The organism is Hymenobacter properus (assembly GCF_015694735.1).
GTDB classification, from domain to species: Bacteria; Bacteroidota; Bacteroidia; order Cytophagales; family Hymenobacteraceae; genus Hymenobacter; species Hymenobacter properus.
The window spans coordinates 380,339-400,810 of sequence record NZ_JADQDP010000001.1; the positions used below are offsets into that span (position 1 = coordinate 380,339).

Annotated in this window: 13 protein-coding genes; 7 read left to right on the forward strand and 6 right to left on the reverse strand. The window is 60.6% G+C overall.

The window, feature by feature from the left end; all coding sequences use genetic code 11:
- The first annotated feature begins 136 nt into the window (after positions 1–136).
- On the forward strand, positions 137–922 hold the full coding sequence (locus I2I01_RS01720) for a DUF6252 family protein (RefSeq protein WP_196284690.1): 786 nt from the start codon (positions 137–139) through the stop codon (positions 920–922).
- Between the two features lie 95 nt (positions 923–1,017).
- On the opposite strand, the gene thrS is transcribed toward I2I01_RS01720, so the two are convergent.
- From thrS to I2I01_RS01745, 5 genes are all read right to left on the reverse strand, one after another.
- Positions 1,018–2,952: a threonine--tRNA ligase gene (thrS, locus tag I2I01_RS01725; RefSeq protein WP_196284691.1), complete on the reverse strand. Its 1,935-nt coding sequence runs from the start codon at positions 2,950–2,952 to the stop codon at positions 1,018–1,020.
- A 98-nt stretch (positions 2,953–3,050) separates the two neighbouring features.
- Complete coding sequence (locus I2I01_RS01730; protein ID WP_196284692.1) at positions 3,051–4,232, reverse strand: tetratricopeptide repeat protein; 1,182 nt, start codon at positions 4,230–4,232, stop codon at positions 3,051–3,053.
- A 38-nt stretch (positions 4,233–4,270) separates the two neighbouring features.
- A complete protein-coding gene (locus I2I01_RS01735) occupies positions 4,271–5,206 on the reverse strand; it encodes a tetratricopeptide repeat protein (RefSeq protein WP_196284693.1) in 936 nt (311 codons plus the stop codon).
- A gap of 128 nt (positions 5,207–5,334) precedes the next feature.
- Positions 5,335–8,073: a DNA gyrase/topoisomerase IV subunit A gene (locus I2I01_RS01740; RefSeq protein WP_394369262.1), complete on the reverse strand. Its 2,739-nt coding sequence runs from the start codon at positions 8,071–8,073 to the stop codon at positions 5,335–5,337.
- A 774-nt stretch (positions 8,074–8,847) separates the two neighbouring features.
- Entirely contained in the window at positions 8,848–10,791 is a 1,944-nt protein-coding gene (locus I2I01_RS01745) for a DNA topoisomerase IV subunit B (RefSeq protein WP_196284694.1), read from the reverse strand.
- 169 nt (positions 10,792–10,960) lie between these two features.
- Between I2I01_RS01745 and I2I01_RS01750 the strand changes: the two genes are divergently transcribed.
- The 6 genes from I2I01_RS01750 (at position 10,961) to I2I01_RS01775 (ending at position 18,328) form a co-directional block, all read left to right on the forward strand.
- Positions 10,961–12,184 carry an AI-2E family transporter gene (locus tag I2I01_RS01750; protein ID WP_196284695.1) on the forward strand — a complete coding sequence of 408 codons (1,224 nt, stop codon included), beginning with the start codon at positions 10,961–10,963 and terminating at the stop codon, positions 12,182–12,184.
- Positions 12,185–12,275: 91 nt separating this feature from the next.
- Positions 12,276–12,743: a PA2169 family four-helix-bundle protein gene (locus I2I01_RS01755; protein WP_196284696.1), complete on the forward strand. Its 468-nt coding sequence runs from the start codon at positions 12,276–12,278 to the stop codon at positions 12,741–12,743.
- Between the two features lie 214 nt (positions 12,744–12,957).
- Positions 12,958–14,442, forward strand: a complete 1,485-nt coding sequence (locus I2I01_RS01760; RefSeq protein ID WP_196284697.1) for an exonuclease domain-containing protein — start codon at positions 12,958–12,960, stop codon at positions 14,440–14,442.
- A 68-nt stretch (positions 14,443–14,510) separates the two neighbouring features.
- The gene (locus I2I01_RS01765; RefSeq protein ID WP_196284698.1) at positions 14,511–16,466 is read left to right on the forward strand and encodes a right-handed parallel beta-helix repeat-containing protein; all 1,956 of its coding nucleotides are present in this window, start codon (positions 14,511–14,513) and stop codon (positions 16,464–16,466) included.
- Between the two features lie 156 nt (positions 16,467–16,622).
- A complete protein-coding gene (locus I2I01_RS01770) occupies positions 16,623–17,780 on the forward strand; it encodes a zinc-dependent alcohol dehydrogenase (protein ID WP_196284699.1) in 1,158 nt (385 codons plus the stop codon).
- Between the two features lie 11 nt (positions 17,781–17,791).
- Positions 17,792–18,328, forward strand: coding sequence for a hypothetical protein (locus I2I01_RS01775; protein ID WP_196284700.1), 537 nt, complete (start codon positions 17,792–17,794; stop codon positions 18,326–18,328).
- 76 nt (positions 18,329–18,404) lie between these two features.
- Here the strand turns inward: I2I01_RS01775 and acs are convergent, their stop codons facing one another.
- Positions 18,405–20,318, reverse strand: a complete 1,914-nt coding sequence (gene acs / locus I2I01_RS01780; protein ID WP_196284701.1) for an acetate--CoA ligase — start codon at positions 20,316–20,318, stop codon at positions 18,405–18,407.
- Positions 20,319–20,472: the final 154 nt, after the last annotated feature.

Genomic DNA, 20,472 nt, shown 5'->3' on the forward strand with positions numbered 1-20,472 from the left:
GTGCTGGACATACAGTGCTACTAGCTATACTTTGCCAAATCAAACACATAGACTAAGTGCAATTCTCGCAGCTTATCTTTACTGCTTATGCAACGGCTAATAATTAATCTCACCAAATCAACCAGATAATACATTGATGTCTTTCGCTACTATTTTCCGACCGATTATTGCCAGCCTCACGGTGCTGGGTGTGCTAGCGGCCGGTGCTTGCTCCAAAAAAGAAGCGGCTACCCCCAACACCGGCAATGTGACGGGCGTCATTACGCCGATTGATGCGGCTGCAACAGTGATGCTGAACGACCAGTCGAATAAAACGATTAGCACGACTACCAGCGACGCCACCACCGGTGCCTTTACCTTCAACGGGGTACAAGTTGGGGCTTACACGGTCACTGTTCAACCCACGCGCGGCTATGTGGCTCCCGCCCCAAAGCCCGTCACGGTGGCAGGAGGCCAAACCACTGACATGGGCCAAGTGAAAGTAGCGGGCGACGGCACGCCCCACGGCGTGGTGACCTGGCGAGTGAACGGGGTTAATTACCGCGCCACTAATCTGACTGGCAGTATGCTCAGCAACCCGATTTCCATCACCGCAACGGTAACGAATGGTACGGTTATCGACTATGTCTACTTCACCATTAAGAATAACAACTACCAGACAGGCACTTACAACGTTACACGGAATGCCGCCGACCCCTACGCTTTCTATGCTACTTATGCCCGGTTCGACGGCTACACCCGGCTGGTGGAGTACACCACGAACTATGTTCCGTCGTCGGCCACGATAAACGGGGCGCTGACCATTACCGCCTCTGACCCCACTGCTAAAACGCTCCGCGGCACCTTTGACTTCCTGGGGTATAGCACCACCAGCCTCCCGGCCAGCACCGTCACAGACGGCACCTTTGACATTCACTACTAGCCCATTTTCTCCAACAAGCTATTATCAGGCACGAGCTAAAACAAAGAAGCCTCGCTAGTACTAGCGAGGCTTCTTTGTTTTAGCTCGTGCCCAGCTTACATGGCGTCCACCATCTGGCTTTGCACGCTTTTCACGAAGGCTTCGAGCGGCATGGAACCGAGGTCGCCTTCGCCGTGCTTGCGCACAGAGATGATATTGTCTTGGGCTTCCTTCTCGCCTACTACCAGCAGGTAAGGGATTTTGCCCATTTCGGCATCGCGGATTTTGCGGCCGATGCGCTCATCGCGGCCATCGACAGTGCCGCGCAGGTCGTGCTGCTCCAACTGGGCTTTCACCTGATAGGCGTAGTCGCTGTACTTGTCGGAGATGGGCAGCACGATGAACTGCTCGGGCGTGAGCCAGAGCGGGAAGTTGCCACCGCAGTGCTCGATGAGCACGGCCACGAAACGCTCCAGGGAGCCGAACGGGGCGCGGTGAATCATCACCGGGCGCTGCTTGGAGTTGTCGGCGGCGGTGTATTCGAGGTCGAAACGCTCGGGCAGGTTGTAGTCGACCTGAATGGTGCCCAACTGCCAGCGGCGGCCGATGGCGTCGCGCACCATAAAGTCAAGCTTGGGGCCGTAGAAGGCAGCCTCGCCGTATTCGGTGACGGTGTTGAGGCCTTTTTCGAGGGCGGCTTGCTGAATGGCAGCTTCGGCCTTCTCCCAGTTTTCGTCGGAGCCGATGTACTTGGTTTTGTTCTCGGGGTCGCGCAGCGAAATCTGGGCCGTGAAGTCGGGGAAATCCAGGGCCTTGAGGACGTAGAGCACGATGTCAATCACCTTGGTGAACTCCTCCAGCACTTGGTCGGGACGGCAGAAGATGTGGGCATCGTCCTGCGTGAACCCGCGCACGCGGGTGAGGCCGTGCAGCTCGCCCGACTGCTCGTAGCGATACACGGTGCCGAACTCGGCGAGGCGCACGGGCAGGTCGCGGTAGCTGCGGGGCTCGGTTTTGTAGATTTCGCAGTGGTGCGGGCAGTTCATCGGCTTGAGCAAGAACTCCTCACCGGGGTTAGGCGTCTTGATGGGCTGGAACGAGTCGGCGCCGTACTTCTCGTAGTGGCCGCTCGTCACATACAGCTCCTTGGAGCCAATGTGAGGGGTCACTACGGGCGAGTAGCCGGCTTTCACCTGAGCTTTGCGCAGGAACTGCTCGAGGCGCTCGCGCAGGGCGGTGCCTTTGGGCAGCCACAGGGGCAGGCCCGCTCCTACCTTCTCGGAGAAAGCGAACAGCTTCAGCTCTTTGCCGAGCTTGCGGTGGTCGCGGCGTTTGGCTTCCTCGAGGCGCTCGAGGTACTCGGCGAGGTCCTTGGCTTTGGGGAAGGTGATGCCATAGAGTCGCGTGAGCTGCTTGTTCTTCTCATCGCCGCGCCAGTAGGCGCCGGCCACGTTCATCAGCTTGGCCGCCTTAATGGTGCCGGTGTCGGGGATGTGCGGGCCGCGGCAGAGGTCGGTGAAGCCGCCCTGCGTGTAGAAGGTGATGTTGCCGTCTTCGAGGTTTTCGAGCAGCTCCAGCTTGTAGGGGTCCTGCTTCTCGGTGAAGTAGGCAATGGCGTCGGCTTTCGAGACTTCCTTGCGGATGTACTGGCTTTTGTTTTTGGCCAGCTCCAGCATTTTCTTCTCGATTTCGGGGAAGTCTTCGCTGCTGATGCTGCGGCCTTCGCCGAGGTCGACGTCGTAGTAGAAACCGTTTTCAATGGCCGGGCCGATGGCCAGCTTCACGCCGGGGTACAGTGCTTCCAGCGCCTCGGCCATGAGGTGGGCCGAAGAGTGCCAGTAGGTGGATTTGCCGGAGTCGTCGTTCCAGGTGAGGATGCTGACCTGCGCGTTGTCAGGCAAGGGGCGGTGGAGGTCGCGAACTTCGCCGTTGACCGAAACGGCCAAGGCGTTGCGGGCGAGGCCTTCGGAGATGCTGGCGGCCAGGTCGTAGCCGCTGGCGCCGTCGGCGAGCTGGCGCAGCGAGCCGTCGGGGAGCGTGATATTGAGCATACTGATACTAAAAGGTTGCCAGAGCGGCAAAGCAGGCGCAAGTTAGCAAATGCGCAACAAGGCTAACCCATTAGCTGAGCAGAAAATGCCATGGAGCGCTAGTCGGCGCTAGGGGCGCGGGCCGGCAGCGGGGCAATGGGCTGCGGCCGGGCCGGCGCAACCGGGCGGCGGTAGTAGTAGCGCGGTGTGGTGCGCAGGCTGTCGGGCAGTGAAGCCTGCACCCGTTCGTTGGTTTTCCAGACTTTGAAGGTCCAGTGCGCGTTGCCGGGGTTTTCGGCTACCAGTTGGCGGTATTGGGCCAGCGCTTCGGGCAGACGGTTCTGCGTTTCGAGGGCTTCGGCGAGCAGGGCGCGAGCTTCGGGCAGGCGCGGGTTGCGGCGCAGGGCGCGGGTGAGGTGCTGGATGACAGCGGCCGGCTGCCGGGTTTTGGCGGCTGCGAGACCCAGGCGGTAGTCGGCCCGATACACGGTGGTATCGAGGGCCAGGGCGCGGCGGTAGTACCACAGGGCACTGTCGGGGCGGCCCTGCAGCTCCAGCTGGCGGCCGTAGTCGTAGCGCAGCAGGCCCGAAGTGGTATCGAGCTTCATACCCTGGGCGGCGTACTTGGCCGCTTCTTCCGGAATGCGCCAGGCATTCAGCAAGAAAGCCAGCTGATGCAGAATTTCAGGCTCGCGGGGGTCACGGGCCAGGGCGTCCTGCAGATACTGCACAGCGGTACTGGTGTCAGCAGTGGCGGCGTAGGCCAAGCCTTTGTAGAAGAGCGCCGCTGGCTGGTCAGGGTCGAGGCGTAAGGTGCGGTCGAGGTTGTCGAGAGCGGCGGGGTAGTTGCGGGCGGCTAGGTGCGTCTCCCCTACCAGCAAGGGCAATTCGGGGCCACCAAATCCGTGCTCGGCCGCTTGGCGCGCGGCGGCCAGCGCTTCCTTGAGCTGGCCCAGTGCCCGGAACGTACGTGCTTGCAGGAAATAAAGGCTGCCGTCGGTGTCATCAATAGCCAGGGCCGCCTCGACGTCGGCGAGGGCCGCGCGGGGCTGGCCAGCGGCCAGGCGCAGGGTGGCCCGCTTAGCCAGCAGGGCCGTATTCTGGGGGGCGCGCTCAATGGCACCGTTCAACTCATCGGCCTGCACGCGGGGGCCGCTTTGCACGGTGGCCAAGTTGACCAACGTATCGGCACGCTCGTCGGGCGCGGTTTGGCAGGCCGAAACCGCCCACCCCAGCAGGGGCAAGGCAAGCGAACTGAAAAACCGAGTTTTCGACATGATGGGCCCAGTGAAGGACTGCAAAGAAAAGAGCTAGGGAGCCAGCTAACCGAAATATCCGCTCACTTCGTCTTTTTTCCGGCGGTGTCGGCGGGTTGGTTCGGGGCGTTGGCTGTCACAGGTTCCGGCTGGCTGTCCTGCCGCTTTTGGTGGCGGGCAGCGGCGCGAAGCAGCGGCGGGAGCATTTTCCGGCACAGGCGGCTCACTACGAGGTCGTCGCTGGTGATGGGCGGGATTTTATCGGCTTCGCGCAGCACCTCGATGGCCCGGCGGCGACGGCCCTGGTAGCGGCACATGCGGGCCAGGTCGTAGCAAAATTGCAGGTTGTTGGGCGCCAGGCGATGTGCTTTTTCCAGGTCGTCCATGGCCTCGCGACTGTCGCCGCCGTCGGGTACATCGCCCAGCACCAGCTTGCTGTAAAGGCGCTCTAGCAGGTTGTAGTGCGCCACGCGGTACTGCCAACGGCCCAGCAACTGCCAGGCTTCGGGCAAATCAGGCCGCTTCTCGGTGGCCAGGTATACGTGCGAGCGCAGGTCGCGGAAGGCGTGCAGGCGCGCGCCAGCTCGATAGAGCGTGGCCTGGCTGAAGAGCGCCACGGCTACGGCGTAGTTGCTTTCGCCGCCTTCGGGGCGCAGCAGCAGGGCGCGGTCGGCGTATTGGCGGGCGGCGTCGAAGTAAGCGGCTTTGCGGGTTTCGTCGGAGTAGCGCCCGCCGATGCGGGCACTGAGCACGGCCGCCTGCCACAGGGCCAGGTAGTGGTTGGGCACGGTGCTCAACACTTCCTGATACACGGCCAGCGCTTCCGAATCCTTGAACTGGTTGGTGAGCCGGGCGGCCTGGAACAGTTTCACACGCACGGCCGGCGGGTCGGTAGCCGGCGGCGGAGCCACGCGTACGGCCGGCACTCTGTGCTTGGCCGGCTGCGCCCAGGTGGGCGCAGCGCAGCCCACCAAGGCCACCCCGTATAGTATCCTTCGACCGACAGCCAACCAATTCACCAGACAAATCAACTAAGAGCTTGCGATTTCGAGCAAAGAACGGCACGAGAACAGGTGAATGTTCATCGTGCGGAAAGGCCCGCTTTGGCTGGTGCAGGTACAGGAATTTGCCTAGCCACAAGCCGCTGCTAAAACAACAAGCCCAGCTGCGCCTTGGGCCGCTTCAGCAACTCCTGGGCGCGGGCCACTTCCTCGGCGGTCACGTCCACCGGGCCGGTGGGCTCGGGGCGGGGCGCTTCGGGTGCAGCAGCGGTATCGGCAGCTTTGGGCAGGGCGCGTTTTTTGGCTACCTCACGCCGCTGCGGCTCGGGGCCTTCGTCGGTGAGCAGGGTGAGGGCGTGGATTTTGTAATAGTTGAGCTTATTGCCCATGGCCTTCCAGCCCTTCACGTCGATGAACTCGTGCAAGGCGATTTTTTCGGTTTCCTTGTCGGCCTTTTTGTCTTTCTGCACCTTTAGCTCCACCAGCGGCTCGGGATTAGCCGTCACGGCCAACAGCTTCGAGCCTTTGGTTTCCGAAATGAAGGTAAAACGCTTGCTCAGCGTGCTGGTTTCAATCTTAAACCGCTTCACGTAGTGCAGCTTGGTTTCGCCATCCATGTACACCGTCGAAAGGACGGTGTCGGCCTCGAACTTGCGCAACAAGAGAATGTTGGGCACGTCGAAGTGGATAGCCGGGTCGGGCGGTGTCAGCTCGTAGCTGCCGTCTTTGAACACCACCAGGATGGTGTCGTCGGTGTCGAAGGCGCCCAGGTACCGGCCGTGCGCGGCGGTGGTGAGGCGGCCCACTACGCTGTCGAAGAACATCTCGCGCCCGCCCAAGGTGGAATCGCCCAATGACTTCTGCGTGATTTTCTTGATGGGCTGCTTGGTTACGATGTTGCCCATCGAGCCCTTGCCTTTGATGGCCAAGTCGGCAAAGTCGAAGTCGAATTGCTTCACCCGCGCCGGCGCCTTGTCGCTGAGCTGAATGCTCACAATTTCCGACTCCGAGTTGGGGTTCGCCGTGAGGTAGAGCGTCTTGGTGCCCTTGGTGCCCTTGGTGAGGTCGTAAACTTTGTCGCGCGTGATGCCTGACACCAGGAAGCGCTTGGCAAATGAAATGCCCGAGGCACCGTCGAGGTACACCATGTTGTACACCAAACGGTCGTCGTTCTTGTTGTACACGCCCACGTGCAGGATGTCCTTGCCCACGAAGGTCTTCTCGGCGATTTTGCTCACCGTGAAGGTGCCGTCGCGCCGGATGGCGATGATGTCATCCAGGTCGGAGCAGTCGCAGATGGTCACGGCGTGTTCGTCCTTTTTCAGGCCGTAGCCCACGAAGCCGTCGGCGTAGTTCACGTAGAGCTTCTGGTTGGCCACGGCCACTTTCTGGGCTGTCACCACGTCGAAGGTGCGGAGCTGGGTTTTACGTTCGCGGCCGGCGCCGTACTTTTTCAACAGGCCCTCGAAGTACCGGATGGCGTAGCGCGTGAGGTTGGCCAGGTGGTCGGCCACCTCGGCCAGTTCAGTTTCGAGGCGCTGCAAGTACTCGTCGGCCTTGAAGCCGTCGTACTTCGAAATGCGCTTGATGCGGATTTCGGTGAGGCGCGTGAGGTCTTCTTCCGTGATGGCGCGGCGCAGCACAATGCGCTGGTCGTCGGCCCGGGCCTTCTCCCCTTCTATGCGCACAAATTTCTTCAGGCCTTTGTCGATGGTCTCAAGGATTTCCTCCCAGCTTTCGCACTCCTCAATCTTGCGGTAGATGCGGTTTTCGATGAAAATCTTCTCCAGCGAGGCGTTGTGCCACTTTTCCCACAGCTCGTCCTGGCGGATTTCCAGCTCGCGCTCCAGCAGCCGCACCGTGGCCCGGGTGCTGAGGCGCAGCACCTCCTCCACGCCCACAAAGCGCGGCTTCTCGTCGATAATGACGCAGGTGTTGGGCGAGATGCTGATTTCGCAGTCGGTGAAGGCGTACAGCGCGTCCATGGTCAAGTCGGGCGAGATGCCGGTGGGCAGGTGCACCTGAATTTCCACGTTGGCGGCCGTGTTGTCGACCACCTTCTTAATCTTGATTTTGTTGGCCTCGCTGGCTTTCACGATGCTTTCCATCAGCGCCGTGGTGGTGGTGCCGTAGGGAATGTCGCGGATGACCAGCAGGGTCTTGTCGACCTTCTCGATGGTGGCGCGCAGACGGATTTTGGCACCGCGCAGGCCTGAGTTGTAATTACTCACGTCGCACAAGCCGCCGGTCGAAAAGTCCGGAAACAGCTGTACTTCGCGTCCTTTCAGCAGGTCGATGCTGGCCCGGCACAACTCCTGGAAGTTGTGGGGCATAATCTTGGTGCTCAAGCCCACGGCAATGCCTTCCACGCCCTGCGCCAGCAACAGCGGGAACTTCACGGGCAGCGTGGTGGGCTCGCGCTTGCGGCCGTCGTAGCTGAGCTGCCACTCGGTGGTGTCGGGGTTGAACACCACGTCGAGCGCAAACTTCGAAAGGCGGGCCTCGATGTAGCGAGGCGCGGCGGCGCCGTCGCCGGTGCGCACGTCACCCCAGTTGCCCTGGGTTTCGATGAGCAGGTCTTTCTGGCCCAGGTTCACCATGGCGTCGCCGATGCTGGCGTCGCCGTGGGGGTGGTACTGCATGGTCTGACCAATGACGTTGGCCACTTTGTTGAAGCGGCCATCGTCCATCTCCTTCATGGCGTGCAGAATGCGCCGCTGCACGGGCTTGAGGCCGTCCTCGATGGCCGGCACGGCGCGCTCCAGAATCACGTAGGAGGCATAGTCCAGAAACCAGTTCTGGTACATGCCGCGCACGGTGGCCACGTCGTGGATGGTTTCGCCGGGGGCAAACTTGGGTTCCTCCTCGGTTTCGGGCTCGGTCACGGGCGGCGCCTCTACTTCCGGCGTGAACTGGCCGAACAAATCGGCCGCCAGCGGGGCCGCTTCATCGGCTTCATCCCCTGCTGGTTCGCCATCGGTGGTTTCCGCCGCGTTGGCCGGCTCCACGGCATCTTCGGCTGCGGCGGGCGAGAAGGCGCCCAAATCAAAATCCACCGAGTCGCCGGGTTGCAAAAAATCTTGGTCGGGAGCGTCGGAGGCGGGAGTATCGAGAGTAGCCACGAGGTAAACGAATGAGGTCGGCGAAGTGCCGTCAAAAATACCGGAATCAGCGCGGAGCGCAACAATTCACAATTATTGCTGCCGCTGGAAAGTTCCCAATATTATTAGCGAAACTAATTTATTGCTTCGCAGCCTGGCAAAGGCTAAACAGGGAGCTGCTTCAAATTACGGCATTTTTGCAGCAATAAGCAAGCTAAATAAAATAGCCAAACCTGTGAGCCGAAACCCCAGCAAGCTGAACAATCCTTTTCAAACCGAAGCGCACGAAAAAAGCCCGAACCAAAGGTCCGGGCTTTTCCGTGGAATTTGCCGAACAGTCTACCCCTGTCCGACGCTTCAAACGTACGCATAAAAATTTATTATTCCCAAATCCCAACTGCTGATTTAATTAATTTTTAACGTTCATCAGCTTGAATAGCCTATTTTTTCCAAAATCAGGAATGAAACATGGCAATATATCTGAATAGGAATTGGGTCTATACCGCTTGAATACAACAGTTGAGTATTGGGGGCGGCGGCAGTGTTATTCTGGGAACATTACTCAACTTCTACCACCTCAGCAGCGGGCAGCACGTCGGACGTAATCAGGTCTTTTTCCAGCCGCAGGTTTTCGATGATAAATTCCTGGCGGGCAGGCGTATTCTTGCCCATGTAGTACGTCAGCACCTGCTGAATGCTGCGGTCCGACTGCAGAATTACGGGCTCGAGCTTGATGTTCTCGCCGATAAACTTGCCGAACTCGTCGGGCGAAATCTCACCCAAGCCCTTAAAGCGGGTGATTTCGGGGTTTTTGCCCAGCTTCTTCATGGCCGCCTGCTTCTCGGTTTCGGTGTAGCAGTAGATGGTTTCCTTCTTGTTGCGCACGCGGAACAGCGGCGTTTCGAGGATGAACACGTGGCCGTTGCGCACAAGGTCGGGGAAGAACTGCAGGAAGAAGGTGAGCAGCAGCAGGCGGATGTGCATGCCGTCGACGTCGGCATCGGTGGCGATGACCACGCGGTTGTAGCGCAGGCCTTCGATGCCTTCTTCGATGTTGAGGGCGTGCTGCAGCAGGTTCAGCTCCTCGTTCTCGTACACAATTTTCTTCTTGAGGCCGAAGCAGTTCAGCGGCTTGCCGCGCAGGCTGAACACGGCTTCTAGCTCCACGTTGCGGCTCTTGGTGATGGAGCCCGAGGCGGAGTCGCCCTCGGTGATGAAGAGCGTGGTGAGCGGCTCTTTTTCGGCGCCGTCCTTGGCGTTTTCGCCCAGGTGGAAGCGGCAGTCGCGCAGCTTGCGGTTGTGCAGGTTGGCTTTCTTGGCGCGCTGATTGGCGAGCTTTTTCACGCCGGCCATGTCCTTGCGTTCGCGCTCGCTCTGCTCGATGCGCTTTTTGAGGGCCTCGGCGGCGGCGGGGTTCTTGTGCAGGTAGTTGTCGAGCTGCTCCTTCACGAAGTCGACAATGAAGCTACGCACCGGACGCACCGGGCCATCGCTGCCCTCGGGCTCCATGTTGATGGAGCCGAGCTTGGTTTTGGTCTGGCTCTCGAACACGGGCTCCTGCACCCGCACCGAAATAGCCCCCACAATGCTACCGCGGATGTCGGAGGCGTCGTAGTCCTTTTTATAGAATTCGCGCACGGTCTTCACCACGGCCTCACGGAAGGCGGCCAGGTGGGTGCCGCCCTGCGTGGTGTATTGGCCGTTCACGAAGGAGTAGTATTCCTCGCCGTAGTCGTTGCCGTGGGTCATCGCCATCTCAATGTCCTCCCCTTTTAGGTGGATGACGTCGTAGCGGCGGCCTTCGGCGTCGGTTTTGTCCAGCAGCAGGTCGAGCAGGCCGTTTTTGGCTTCGTAGCGCTGGCCGTTGAAGTGGATGGTGAGGCCGGCGTTGAGGTAGCAGTAGTTGCGAATCTGGCTTTCGAGGTACTCCGGGATGAAGCGGTAATTCCGGAAAATCGTGTCGTCGGGCTGGAAGGTGATGAGCGTGCCGTTGCGCTGGCTGGTTTTCTGGGGCTTGGGGTCGGCAGTGAGCTGGCCCTGCGAAAACTCGGCGGCTTTCATCACGCCGTCGCGCACGCTTTGCACCAGGAAGTGGCTGCTGAGGGCGTTCACAGCTTTAGTACCCACGCCGTTGAGGCCCACGGACTTCTGGAACACCTTGCTGTCGTACTTGCCGCCGGTGTTGATTTTGCTTACCACATCCACCACCTTGCCCAGCGGAATGCCGCGGCCGTAGTCGCGCACCTGCACGCGGCTGTCCGAGATTTTGATGTCGATGGTGCGGCCGTGGCCCATCACGTGCTCGTCGATGCAGTTATCGACCACCTCTTTCACCAGCACGTAGATGCCGTCGTCGGAAGCTGAACCGTCGCCGAGCTTGCCGATGTACATACCGGGGCGCAGGCGGATGTGTTCGCGCCAGTCGAGCGAGCGGATGCTGTCTTCGGTGTAGCCGTGGTCGGGGGCCTTGGCGGGCGCGAGCGGTAATTGTTCGTCGTTCATTCCAAAAAATACGTAAGCGGGGCAGTTTGGCAGTAAAATAACGCAAAAAACGGCGGCAAGCCAAGCCGGCCCCGCCAAGCAGCTTAGCCAAACCCGCCAAATTCTTTAGCTGCCAACACCGGTGCCCCCGCCGGGGTTCACGCCAACCCTCACGACTCTCTTATTTCGAATGCAGCCCCCTTCTACGCTCCCCCGCCCCAATAATTTCAACCTGCCCCGCAACATTCCCTCGCCCTCGCAGCACCACGCGCCAGCCGAAGTGAAGCAGGCGCCGGTGGTGTACTACACGTTTTTGCTCATTGGCCTGTCGCTGCTGGTGTTTGTGCTGCACAAGCTCGACGGGGTGCTGCTGCCCATCTTGTATGCGGGCTTGCTCTCGGTGCTGCTGCTGCCGCTCGTCACGCGGCTCGAAGCCCGCAATGTGCCCCGCATCTGGGCCATCATCATCGCGCTGCTGGTGGTGATTGGGTCCGTGGCGGGGCTGTTCTACCTGTTTGGCACGCAGCTCATGGACCTGCGCGACGAGTGGCCCAAGCTGCAGGATAAGAGCATTGCTTACTTCGACCAGCTGCAGCAGTGGGCCAGCGTGAAGTTTGGCTACCAGCCCATGAGCAAGGAAGAGCTGATTGATACTTCCATGAAGAGCATCAAGAAATCGGCCGGCGGCTACCTGGGTTCCACGCTGAGCACCACGGCCGCGGCGCTCAGCGTGACCACGCTGGTGCCCATCTACATTTTCTGCTTTCTGTACTACCGCGACCACATGCGGCAGTTCATGTTCCGCTTTGTGGCGCCCGACAAGCGCACCACCGTGCTGCACACCATGGACGGCATCCAGACGGTCGTGCAGGCTTACATTCAGGGCTTGTTCACGGTCATCGTCATCGTGTCGGTGCTCAACGCCGTCGGGCTGCTGCTGCTGGGCGTGAAGTTTGCCATCTTCTTCGCCATTTTCGCCTCGGTGCTGGCTGTCATTCCTTACATCGGCATCATGATTGGGGCCAGCATTCCGGCCCTGATTACGTTGGTCGAAACCGGCTCCATCGGCAAGGCGGCGGCCGTGGTGGGGGTGTTTATGGTGGTGCAGTTTCTGGAGGGCAACTTCATTACGCCCATGGTGACGGGCTCAAAAGTGAGCATCAACCCCATGGCCGCCATTGTGGCCCTGATTCTGGGCGGCGAGCTGTGGGGCACCCCGGGCATGATTCTGAGCATCCCGTTGGTGGCCGTGCTCAAGGTGGTGCTGGATGCGAATAAAACCACCGAACCGTGGGGCTTCCTGCTTGGCGATGTGGCCGAGGGCGAGGACACGCCCAAGGACAAATCGGACGACAAGCCCGGTGGCGTGCGCAAGGCCTGGGGCACGTTTTGGCATATGATTAAGCGAATGTAGCCATGGTTGAATGGCCGGATTTTGTTGCAACTCCCTGGCGCGCATGCCAGTATAGCTAAACACCTTTCCATTCACCATTCCTTCCTTTCCAATGGCTACGACCAACAATTCAACCGCCGCCTTCTCCGAACTGCTCGCCATCGCCCACACCGGTGCCAAAGGCTACCAGGAAGCCGCCGAAGGCGCCAGCAACCCCCAAATCAAAGCCGAGCTAAGCCACCTGTCGCAACAACGCGCGCAGTTTGAGTCGCAGCTGCAGCAGCAAGCCAGCCGTCTGGGCGTGGCCGGCGATGCCACGGGCAGTATTGAAGCCGCGGTGACCGAAGCTGCCGCTGCCGTGCACCGGGGCTGGATTAACCTGAAATCGGCCATCACCGGCCAGAGCGACGCCGCCATTCTGGGCGAGTGCGAAACTGGCGATGCCACCGCCCTCACCGCCTACGAAACCGCGCTGAAAGCAGACCTGCCCGCCGAGGTGCGCTCGGTAGTAGAGCAGCAGCACGGCCAGATTCTGGCGGCTAAGAACAAGATTACGCTGCTTAAAGGGCAGGCGAAGTAATTCTGAGCGTCATGCAGCGCGCAGTGAAGCATCTCGCGCGCAGTCGTAAATAAGTGCGTTGCGCACGCGAGATGATTCGCTGTGCGCTGCATGACGCTCTTTATGAATGTAACCACTGAAAAAGGCCGCCCCACACGGGGCGGCCTTTTTTCTTGCAACCTTCTACGGGGCTAAGTTTGTTAGCTTTCCTACCGACCACCTTCCGCGCCGCGATTTGTACGCCATTATCGACCTTGAAACCACCGGTGGGCAGCCCACCCAGGACCGCATCACCGAAATAGCCATCTACATCCACGACGGCGAAAAAATCGTGGATGAGTACGCCACGCTGCTCAATCCCGGGCGGGCCATTCCGCCGTTCATCACCCAGCTCACGGGCATTACGAATGACATGGTGAGCGACGCGCCCAAGTTCCACGAGGTAGCGCGCAAGGTGGTGGAAATGACCGAGGGCTGCGTGTTTGTGGCTCACAACGTGCGGTTCGACTACTCGTTTCTGAAGAAGGAATTTGCCGACCTGGGTTACAACTATTCGCGCAAAACGCTGTGCACTGTGCGCTTATCGCGCAGCCTGATTCCGGGCCAGCCCAGCTACAGCTTGGGCAAGCTGTGCAAGAACATCGGCATTCCGCTGCAGGACCGGCACCGCGCCGCTGGCGACGCCCACGCCACGGCCCTGCTCTTCGGCAAGCTGCTGGCCATCACGAACGAAAGCCAGGACCTGCCCCACGGCCAGGACACCAGCCACACCCTGGCCCGCGTAGACGCCCTGGCCCCCGCCGGCCGCCGGCCCGACGGCACCAAGAAGCCTTCGCCCAAGCGCGTGGCCGCCGTGCAAACGGCTATTAAGGAAGCGCTGATGCCGCCGCTGCTGCCGGCCTCGGTGGTGGCGAACCTGCCGCAGGCCACGGGGGTGTACTACTTCCACAACGAGGCCGGGGAGGTGATTTACGTGGGCAAGAGCATCAACATTTACAAGCGCATTCAGCAGCACTTCGCGGTGGATGTGAAGTCGCGTAAGAGCCTGGAATTTAAGAATTCCATTGCCGACATTACCTGGGAACTGACCGGCTCGGAGCTGGTGGCGCTGCTGTATGAGTCGCACCTGATTAAGCAGATGAAGCCGGCTTATAACCGAGCCCAGCGGCGCTCGGTGTTTCCGGCCGGCATCTACCTGCGCACCGATGAGCAGGGCTATAAGCGCCTGGCTTATGGCCGCGCAGATGCGCGCAACGCCGAAATTCCCATCATCGCGCTGGGCAATCAGTACAAGGCCCAGGGCTTTCTCTACCACAAGGTGGCCAAGTACAACCTCTGCCAGAAGCTGTGCGGGCTGTATAAAACCAACGGGCCCTGCTTCGACTACCAGGTGCACCGCTGCCAGGGCGCCTGCGTGGGCCAGGAGCCGCCGGAAAGCTACAACCTGCGCGTGGACGAGGCCATCGACAGCATCAGCTACGAGCACGAAAGCTTCGTGGTGATAGGGCCGGGCCGCACCGAACTGGAGAAAAGCATCGTGCTAATTGAGAACGGACGCTACCGCGGCTTTGGCTACGTGGATGAGAGTTTCTCGGCGCGCAAGCTGGCTGATTTCCGGGAGGTTATCACGGAGTATACCGACAACAAGGATATTCAACAGATTATCCGCAACCACTTACGCACCAAGCGCAAGGGCGAAAAGGTGAAAGTGTTTGGATAAACGCGGCGGAATGCGGCAAATGGTTACATTTAGACTTCTAAATGTTACATCATCTTCCGCCCGCTCACATGAAAAATCTAGTACAGAGTTTTTTGTTGGGGATAGTGCTGCTGGCTGCGGCGCCCAATGCCCATGCGCAGTTGGGCGGCATCCGGCGCATTTGCCCACCCTGCGTAGGCCCAGTCGATTACCCCTCGTTCACGGCGGCCGTCACGGCTTTAAATGCAGCCGGCGTAGCGCCTGGCGGGGTCACCTTCATGGTGGTGGGTGGCAATTATAATGAGATAGTGCCGCCAATTACGGTCAGCGGCACGGCCGCCGGGCCCATCATTTTCCAGAAAAGCGGCACTGGCACCAATCCCAAAATCACGGGTACCGGCACGGGTACTACCGACGCCGTCCTGACGCTGGACGGCGCCGACTACGTGCAGTTCATCGGCATCGACGTGGAAGACAATAGTGCCAATACCACGGCTGCACAGCAGCTCGAAAACGGAATTTTGCTTCAAAACGGAGCCACCAATAACACCTTCCGCGACGCTACCATCACGCTGAACCGAGCCAATACCAACCGCACCAACGGCGTGGCCATGCTCAACGGAGGCAATAATAACAACCATTTCTATGGCCTCACGGTGCAGAACTGCTCCTACGGCTACGACCTGGAAGGCACCGCGACCCTGCCCGACGAAGGCACCGAAATTGGGCCTTTTCCCGGCCCAGTGGCTGGTTTTCTACTACCCAGCCGGGTACTAAGCATTGGGGTACCGCCGGCGGGCACACCCGGCGGCATTGCCTTTTCCACCTATGGTATTTATCTGAGCCGGCAGACCAACGCGCGGGTATCCAACACGGAGGTAAATGGCGTGACGGGCACCAGCGGCGTGTACGGCATCTATTCAACCGGCACCACCAACAGCGTTGACGTGACCGATTGCCGCGTGCACGCCCTGAGCGGCAGCGGCACTACCGGCATCGTGATGGGCTATTACGTAGGCAGCGGCACCACGCACCGCTTCCTGCGCAACAAGGCTTATGACATTGAAGCACTAGGCACCAGCGGGTTCGCGGCGGGCTTTGATATCACCAGCGGCACGAATAATTACCTGGCCAACAACATGATTTACGACGTGCGGGCGGCTGCCAGCGGGGCGGGTACGTCGGTGCGGGCGTTCAGCTTCCGCGGAGGCAATAGCTACGCCTACCACAACACGGTGGTCGTCAGCTACGCCGCTACTAATCCGGCCAATAAAAGCGGGGCGCTGTACATGTCGGGCGGGCAAACGGTGGACTTGCGCAACAACATCTTCGTGAACCTGGTGAGCGGCCTGCCAACGGGCGGGGGCGGCATTGCGGCGGCATTCTTCAAGAACAATACAGTGATGACCAGCTTGGCCACGGGCACCAACAACAACATTTACTACGCCGGCCCGCCCTCAGACGAAAAGCCCATCTTCTACGGCGCGGCCGTGGGCACCACGCCCGCCGGCCTCGACCAAACGCTGGCCCAGTACAAGGCCCGCGTGCCCACGGTGGAGCAGGCTTCCCTCACGGAACTGCCGCCCTTCGTGAATGCCACCACCGACCCGCACCTGCAGGCCGGCCAGCCCACCCGCGCTGAAGGCGGCGGCACCTCCCTCACGGCCACCAGCCTCCCCGTGACCACCGACATCGACTTTGATACGCGCAATGCCACCCGCCCCGATATCGGCGCCGACGAGGGCAGCTTTACCCCGCTGGCGGCGCGCGCGGAACTGTTGGTTGACTTGATGGCCGAATTGGCGCCGAATCCAACCAGCCGCGGCACAGTTCCCATGTTGTACCTGAGCGGACCGGCCAAACTACTTTCGCTGACCATTATCGACGCTTTAGGCCGCACCGTGGCGCCGGCCCAAACGGTGCATCACACAGCTGGCACCGAGGCGCTGGCGTTGCCAACTGGTTTAACTTCGGGTCTTTACGTGCTCCGGCTGCGCGAACTGGCCACCGGCGCGGCGCTCACCCGGCAGTTGGTGGTGGAGTAACCAGCGCGGCTCCGGATTTGTGCCTACGTACTTGTCCGTTTGAAACTTAGGGAAACACGTATTTTACGCTTTAATGCTGATTTTGGGCAACTAAGGGCAAGCCGGAAAGTAAAGAGAGAGAGACAACAAACCTTTCCACACTTAACCCTTTCCGCTATGTTAGCAATGGATTTCAGGGGCCCGAAAAGGGTCCGCGCCGTTCAAAAGCCCATGCCCACCATTCTGCATCCCGAGGATGCCATCGTGAAGGTGCTGCGCACGTGCATCTGCGGGTCCGACCTGCACCTCTACAACGGCAACGTGCCCGACACCCGCGTCGGCATGACGTTCGGCCACGAGTTCGTCGGCGAAATCGTCGAAATCGGCTCCGAAGTTACCGAGGTGAAGGTGGGCGACCGGGTGCTCGTGCCCTTCAACATTGCCTGCGGCCGCTGCATTTTCTGCAAGCAGGGCATGTTTGGCAACTGCCACGAATCCAATTCCGAGGCCACGGCCGTGGGCGGCTTCCTGGGGTATGCGCACACGGGGGGCGGCCACAACGGCGGCCAGGCCGAATACGCACGGGTGCCCTACGCCAACTTCGGCCCCACCGTCATTCCGGCGGGCATGAGCCTGGATGATGCCGTGTTGCTCACCGACATCACCCCGACCGGCTACCAGGCCGCCGAAATGGCCGGCATTCAGCCCGGCGACACGGTGGTGGTATTTGGCGCGGGCCCCGTGGGCATCATGGCGGCCCGTTGCTGCTGGCTGTTTGGCGCGGGCCGCGTCATCATCATCGACAAAGAAGACTACCGGCTGGAATTCGCCCAGAACTTCGCCAAATGCGAAGCCTACAACTTCGAGAAGGACATGGACGACCCGGTGATGTTCATCAAGAAAACCACCGATTGGATTGGGGCCGACGCCTGCATCGACGCCGTGGGGGCCGAGGCCGCCGGCAACGCCATGCAAACCATCACCGGCCGCAAAACGCTGCTGCAAGCCGGCTCGGCCACGGCCCTGCACTGGGCCATCAACTCGGTGCGCAAGGGCGGCGTGATATCCATCGTGGGCGTGTACGGGCCCACCGACAACCTGGTGCCCATCGGCAACATGATGAACAAAGGCATCACCATGCGCGGCAACCAAGCCTCGGTGAAGCGCCACCTGCCCCGCCTGATTGACCACGTCATGAACGGCATCCTCAAGCCCAGCGAGTTGATTACGCACCGCATTCCGCTGGAGGACGTGGCCGATGGCTACCGCATGTTCTCGGCCAAGCTCGACAACATCATCAAGCCGGTCCTCATTCCCCCCACTGCTAACGCCTAATGCCGCTCACTATGAAAAAGACCGCAGAAGATTTCGCCCACATCCCCGGCTGGGGCATCGACGCCGACCCTAAAAACGAACCCACCTACCCCAACCGGCACCGGACCGGCGAGGAGCACGACGGCCGCTCCTGGGTGCGCCCCACCCAGCAGCCGCTCGAACGTGAGGTGCTGCACTCCATCGAGCGGCCCGACTATACGGCGGTAGTCGGCAACTCGGTGCCGCCCTCCGGGCTCAGCGGCATGATTCGGCGCATGGCTTTCCACTACAGCGAAAACGACTACCGGCACTGGCTGCCGCTGCTGATGGCCGACAAAATCAACGTCGTGGAAGGCATCATCGACGACCTGGCCCACGGCACCGTGCCCAACATCTGGGCCGAGAAAGGCTACAACGCCCAGTGGAAACACGACCGCAGCGGCATGCTGGTGAAGATTGCCACTGCCGCCGCAGTCACGGCCGGCCTCGTGTATTGGCTGATGCCGAAGAATGACCGTTCGGACAAATATGTGGCCCGCGGCAATTACAAATCCGGCAGCAGACGCTAAACCCTGCATCAGCCTTATTGGCTACTAAACAAAAAGCCGGCTCAATGAGCCGGCTTTTTGTTTTATGCTGCGCCTGTTACTTTCGGCCCGTTAGAATCTCATCTACCACAGCCGGGTCAAGCAAAGTGGTTACGTCGCCCAAGTTCGAGGTTTCGCCCTCGGCTACTTTGCGCAGGATGCGGCGCATGATTTTGCCAGAGCGGGTTTTGGGCAGGCCCGAGACGAGCTGAATCTTGTCGGGCTTGGCGATTTTGCCAATTTCGGCCACCACGGTTTCGATGATGCTGGACTCCCATTTCCGGGCCTCGGCGGCGTCTTTGGGCGGGCCGCCCTGGCAGATGACGTAGGCGTAGATGCCCTGCCCTTTCACGTCGTGCGGGTAGCCCACCACGGCTGACTCTACCACGTGCTCGTTCTGGTTGATGGCGTTTTCGATTTCGGCCGTGCCAAAGCGGTGGCCCGAAACGTTGATGACATCATCGACGCGGCCGATGATGCGGTAGAGGCCCTGCTCGTCGCGCCGGGCGCCATCGCCGGTGAAGTAGTAGCCAGGATAGGGCTGGAAGTAGGTTTGCCGGGCGCGTTCATGGTCGCCCCAGGTGGTGCGAATGACAGCCGGCCAGCTGGCTTTGATGGCGAGGTAGCCCTCCTGGTCGTTGCCTTCGATTTCGGTGCCATCTTGGTTGAGCAGCACGGGCTGCACGCCGGGCAGCGGCAGGCCGGCGCGGGCGGGCACGCTGGGCGTGATGTCGGCCAGGGCCGAGAGCATGATGCCGCCGGTTTCGGTCTGCCACCACGTGTCTACAACGGGGCAGCGGCCCTTGCCGATGTGCGTATGGTACCAGTGCCAGGCTTCCTCGTTGATGGGCTCGCCCACCGAACCGAGCACGCGCAAGCTGCTGAGCGAGTAGCTAAGCACGTTGTCCAACGGCGTGGCCATGAGGCTGCGGATGGCCGTGGGCGCGGTGTAGAAGATAGTGACGTTGTGCTTGTCGATGACCTCCCAGAAGCGGCCGGCGTCGGGGTAAGTGGGCACGCCTTCGAACTGCAGGCTGGTGCTGCCGGCCAGCAGCGGGCCGTAGAGCAAATACGTGTGGCCCGTCACCCAGCCAATGTCGGCGGTACACCAGTACACGTCGTTTTCCTCCACCTGAAACACATTGCGGAAGGTGTAGTCGGCCCACACCATGTAGCCGGCGGTGGTGTGCACCACGCCCTTGGGTTTGCCCGTGCTGCCGCTGGTGTAGAGGATGAACAGCGGGTCTTCGGCCTTCATTTCTTCGGCCGGGCAGGTCAGGGGCACGCCCTGGGCTTCCTCGTGGTACCACACGTCGCGGCCGGGCTGCATGTGCACCGGCCAGCCCAGATGCTCCACCACAATGACGCGGCGCACGCCGGGGCAGTGCAGCAAGGCCTCGTCTACCACCGATTTTACCGGAATCTGCTTGGGGCCGCGATTGAGGCCATCAGCCGTGAGGACGAAATGGGCGTCGGCGTCGTTCACGCGGTCGGCAATGGCCGTGGCCGAGAAGCCCGCAAATACCACCGAGTGCACCGCCCCGATGCGGGCGCAGGCCAGCACGGCAATGGCCAGCTGCGGAATCATGGGCAGGTAGATGATGACCCGGTCGCCTTTCTCTACGCCATTGGCGTGCAGCACGTTGGCAAACTGGCAGACCTGCTGGTACAGCTCGCGGTAGGTCAGGCGCAGGTGGCGGGTTTTGGGGTCGTTGGGTTCAAAAATGAGGGCCAGCTTGTTGCCGCGCAATGCTAGGTGGCGGTCGAGACAGTTCTCGGTGATGTTGAGGCGGGCGCCGTCGAACCACTTGCTCTCGCCGGCCGGCGAAAACTCACCGCTGCGCACCGTGTCCCACTTTTTACGCCAGGTAAACGGCTCGGCTACATCAGCCCAGAACGCGTCGGGGTCCTCAACGGATTTTTGGTAAGCGGCGTGGTATTCTTCAAGCGTGCGAATGCGGGAGACTGACATAGCGGGGATAGTTGGAATGAAGGCAGGTTCTTACTGGCAAATAGAAGCCTTTTTGCACAAAAAAACAGCCTGGCAGCAAGGATTGAGAGGATTAGTGCGAAAAATGAGAGTATTGTTTGAAAGCATAGAAACGCCACATTTTGCATCTCTGGCT

Coding starts and splice junctions, on each gene's coding strand:
- acs (WP_196284701.1), bottom strand. CDS start 20,318: ATGTCAGTCTCCCGCATTCGCACGCTTGAAGAATACCACGCCGCTTAC.
- thrS (WP_196284691.1), bottom strand. CDS start 2,952: ATGCTCAATATCACGCTCCCCGACGGCTCGCTGCGCCAGCTCGCCGAC.
- I2I01_RS01745 (WP_196284694.1), bottom strand. CDS start 10,791: ATGAACGACGAACAATTACCGCTCGCGCCCGCCAAGGCCCCCGACCAC.
- I2I01_RS01765 (WP_196284698.1), top strand. CDS start 14,511: ATGAAAAATCTAGTACAGAGTTTTTTGTTGGGGATAGTGCTGCTGGCT.
- I2I01_RS01775 (WP_196284700.1), top strand. CDS start 17,792: ATGAAAAAGACCGCAGAAGATTTCGCCCACATCCCCGGCTGGGGCATC.
- I2I01_RS01755 (WP_196284696.1), top strand. CDS start 12,276: ATGGCTACGACCAACAATTCAACCGCCGCCTTCTCCGAACTGCTCGCC.
- I2I01_RS01770 (WP_196284699.1), top strand. CDS start 16,623: ATGTTAGCAATGGATTTCAGGGGCCCGAAAAGGGTCCGCGCCGTTCAA.
- I2I01_RS01720 (WP_196284690.1), top strand. CDS start 137: ATGTCTTTCGCTACTATTTTCCGACCGATTATTGCCAGCCTCACGGTG.
- I2I01_RS01750 (WP_196284695.1), top strand. CDS start 10,961: ATGCAGCCCCCTTCTACGCTCCCCCGCCCCAATAATTTCAACCTGCCC.